The organism is Streptomyces adustus (genome assembly GCF_009377175.1).
GTDB lineage: Bacteria > Actinomycetota > Actinomycetes > Streptomycetales > Streptomycetaceae > Streptomyces > Streptomyces adustus.
Genome location: NZ_VJZD01000441.1, coordinates 1 through 3,815 on the forward strand (window position 1 = coordinate 1; position 3,815 = coordinate 3,815).

The window sequence follows — 3,815 nt, forward strand, 5'->3', positions numbered from 1 at the left end:
TGTATAAGAGACAGCGTCTCTCCCCACCACTCCCCCTGGAGTCGTTGCGTCCGACCGTACAGGGCGAAGCCCCTCCCCCAAGGACGGGGAGGGGCTTCGTGAGGTTGAGCGTCGACGGCCGGGGCCGTCTAGTACCAGCTGTTCGCCTGCCAGAAGGACCAGGCCTCGCACGGGCTGCCGTAGCGGCCGTTCATGTAGCTGAGGCCCCACTTGATCTGGGTGGCCGGGTTGGTCTGCCAGTCCGCGCCCGCGGAGGCGTACTTGCCGGCGGGCAGCGCCTGGAACAGGCCGTAGGCGCCGGAGGAGGCGTTGACGGCGTGGTAGTTCCAGCTGGACTCGTGGTTCACGATGTTGCTGAAGCACTGGAACTGGGAGCTCGGCACCATCTGGCGCGCCATCGCCTGGATCTGCGCGACCGTGTAGGAGCTCTGCACGGAGAAGGTGGACGCGTCGCGCACCGCGCTGCGGCTCGCCGCTTCCTTCGCCTCGGCACGCTTCTTGGCCGCCTCCTCGGCGGCCTCCTTCTTCGCGACCGCGGTCTTGGCGGCAGCCTTGCGGGCGGCCTCCTCGGCGTCCTTCTTGGCGCTCGCGTCGGCGGCGATGGCCTGGGCGTCAGCCTGCTGCGTCAGGGACGCGGTCTGCACCTGGGCCTGCTGACCCGCGGGGATGTCCGCGAGGAGCAGCGTCGAGTCGCTTGCCGTCGCCTCTGCGTCGTTGGGCTGCGCAACGCTGCCCGAGGCAACGCCGACAACGCTTCCGACGGCGGTGACCGCGGTGGCCGAGGCCACTGCGAATCCCCGGACCGAGATCCGGCTCACACGGTTTTCCTTCCAGCATCGCCCGCTTCGGTGACCCTGGCGGACGCAATCGTGCCCCTGTCGCTGGCCTCCCAACTGCGGGGTCACGGGAGGCGCGGGCCCGGCGGGCAACTCCCTGCGCGGGAGTGCCACGTGAAGAGCGGGCGGCATACGACGACGCTATGGAGTTGGGCTTGTGCCTCCGTCGTGCCGTACCGCCCTCACCGAAGTGCGGGAGTACGTCCAGAGGTACAGGTGTGTCGTATGCGGGGGCCTGACAGGAGTGAGACTCTGCCGTAACACGACGACGCAAGGCAATTCTGAGTTGCGTGTGAAAGCTCACACCTCGTTTGGCCCAGGGGGTTTCATGAAACGCCCACACACGAAGGCGCCGCCCGACTAGGCTCATCGCCTTCGTCGAGCGGCGCCGAATTCATACAACGGGCCTCCAGGGGCAACCGTTCCATGAATTGTCAGAGCTGGACGTCCTCCAGCATTTCGGTCACAAGTGCCGCGATCTGGGACCTCTCGGACCTGGTCAGCGTCATGTGGGCGAACAGCGGATGCCCCTTCAGCTTCTCCACGACGGCGACCACACCGTCGTAGCGGCCGACCCGCAGATTGTCCCGCTGTGCCACGTCATGGGTCAGCACGACACGCGAGTTCGCGCCGATCCGGGACAGCACGGTCAGCAGGACGTTCCTCTCCAGCGACTGCGCCTCGTCCACGATCACGAACGCGTCGTGCAGCGAGCGGCCGCGGATGTGGGTGAGCGGGAGGACCTCCAGCATCCCGCGCGCGGTGACCTCCTCGATGACGTCCCGGCTGGTGACCGCGGAGAGGGTGTCGAAGACCGCCTGGGCCCAGGGGCTCATCTTCTCCGCCTCGGAGCCGGGCAGATAGCCCAGTTCCTGCCCGCCCACCGCGTACAGCGGCCGGAAGACCATGACCTTCTTGTGCTGGCGGCGCTCCAGGACCGCCTCCAGACCCGCGCACAGCGCCAGCGCCGACTTGCCGGTGCCGGCCCGGCCGCCCATCGACACGATCCCGATGTCCGGGTCGAGGAGCAGGTCGAGCGCGATCCGCTGCTCGGCGCTGCGCCCCTTGATGCCGAACGCCTCGCGGTCGCCGCGCACCAGGCGGATGTTGCCGTCGGGCGACACCCGGCCGAGCGCCTTGCCGCGCTCCGACTGGATGGTCAGGCCGGTGTGCACCGGGAGGTCCGAGGCCTCCGGCACGTACACGTGCCCTTCCTCGAAGAGGATGTCCACCTGTTCGCCGGACAGCGTCAGTTCGGACATCCCGGTCCAGCCGGAGGAGTCCGTGATGGCGAGCTCGGCGCGGTACTCCTCGGCGAGGAGGCCCACGGACGACGCCTTGATCCGCAGCGGCAGGTCCTTCGACACGACGGTGACGTCGAACCCCTCGGCCTGGAGATTCCGGGCCACCGCGAGGATGCGGGAGTCGTTGTCCCCCAGTCGGTAGCCGGAAGGCAGCACGCTGGGGTCCGAGTGGTTGAGCTCGACACGGACGGTACCGCCGAGATCCCCGATCGGAATGGGGGAGTCGAGACGGCCGTACCGGACCCGGTAGTCGTCGAGCAGGCGCAGCGCCTGCCGGGCGAAGTAGCCGAGTTCGGGATGGTGCCGCTTGGCCTCCAGTTCCGTGACCACGACGATCGGGAGCACGACCTCGTGCTCGTCGAAGCGGGTCAGGGCGTTCGGGTCGGCCAGCAGGACGCTGGTGTCGAGAACATAGGTGCGCCGGTCTGGCGTGCGGCGCTTTGTGCTGGTCACCACGGAAGGACGTACCCCCTCGGATGAGGTCGGGGAGCGACGAGAAGGAGCTGGACCGGTTGACGGCGCCGATGCACGGCGGGCCGAGAACCGGCCCTCCGCGGCTGCGTCCGTGCTGGGAACACACGGTCGGGCTGGTGCAAAGGGCCTCCCGGGCGGACGGCCCCGAGCCGTCCGCTGAGATGCGGTACCCGTGGTTCGGGCACCGACCTGCTTGGCTTATGCCCTCCAAGATGCACGCTCATGCCACGGCATATGACGGCGCGCCGATGAACTCCGTGTGACGTCCGCGTCGAACGGGATCCCAGGGGTCCCGTGAAACCGTGAACTCCTCCGTCGTGACCCGACGGACGCTCAGCCGCCGAAGCGCCGGTGGCGGGCCGCGTAGTCGCGCAGGGCGCGCAGGAAGTCGACCTTGCGGAAGGCCGGCCAGAAGACCTCACAGAAGTAGTACTCCGCATGGGCCGTCTGCCACAGCATGAAACCGGACAGCCGCTGCTCGCCGCTGGTGCGGATCACGAGGTCGGGGTCGGGCTGGTCGCCGGTGTAGAGGTGGCGGCCGATCATGTCGATGTCGACGGACTCGGCGAGGTCCTCCATCGACACGCCCTTGTCGTGGGCGTCGTGGAGCATCGCGCGCACGGCGTCCGCGATCTCCTGGCGGCCGCCGTAGCCGATGGCGACGTTGACCAGTATCCCGTCGACGTGGGCGGTGTTCTCCTCCGCCTCCTTCAGCACGGTCTGCATGCCGGACGGCAGCAGATCGGCGGTGCCGACGTGGTGCACGCGCCAGCGTCCGTCGGCGGCCAGGGAGCGGACCACGTCCTCGATGATGCCGAGAAGCGGGAGCAGTTCCTCCTGGGGACGGTCGAAGTTGTCCGTCGACAGCAGCCAGAGGGTGACGACCTCGACGTCCGTCTCGGTGCACCAGCCGAGGAACTCCTCGATCTTGTCCGCACCGGCCCGGTGGCCCTGCGCGGCGGTGGAGCCCGCGGCCTTCGCCCAGCGGCGGTTGCCGTCCACGATCACGCCGATGTGCTTGGGCACCTGAGCGTGGTCCAGGTGGCCTTCCACCCGGCGTGCGTACAGCCTCACCAGCAGGCCGCGCAGCCTGTCGCGCAGGTTCACGTGATTGTCAGCCCCTCCATACGGTGGCGGTCCCCGCGGGCGAAGCCTAACGGCTGCACGGCCGGGGCGGGATTCGGGGGTGTGGATCGGTGGG

At 68.8% G+C, this 3,815-nt stretch carries 3 protein-coding genes; all 3 read right to left on the minus strand.

All coding sequences use genetic code 11. The features are described 5' to 3' along the window. Positions 1–128 precede the first annotated feature (128 nt). The 3 genes from FNH09_RS45160 to FNH09_RS45175 all read right to left on the minus strand — a co-directional run bounded on the left by FNH09_RS45160 (position 129) and on the right by FNH09_RS45175 (position 3,721). Positions 129–818 (minus strand): aggregation-promoting factor C-terminal-like domain-containing protein, encoded by a 690-nt coding sequence (locus tag FNH09_RS45160; RefSeq protein ID WP_162470078.1) that lies wholly within the window; start codon positions 816–818, stop codon positions 129–131. 452 nt (positions 819–1,270) lie between these two features. Next, the gene (locus FNH09_RS45165) at positions 1,271–2,596 is read right to left on the minus strand and encodes a PhoH family protein (RefSeq protein WP_162470079.1); all 1,326 of its coding nucleotides are present in this window, start codon (positions 2,594–2,596) and stop codon (positions 1,271–1,273) included. A 351-nt stretch (positions 2,597–2,947) separates the two neighbouring features. Continuing rightward, positions 2,948–3,721 carry an isoprenyl transferase gene (locus FNH09_RS45175; RefSeq protein WP_162470080.1) on the minus strand — a complete coding sequence of 258 codons (774 nt, stop codon included), beginning with the start codon at positions 3,719–3,721 and terminating at the stop codon, positions 2,948–2,950. Positions 3,722–3,815 lie beyond the last annotated feature (94 nt).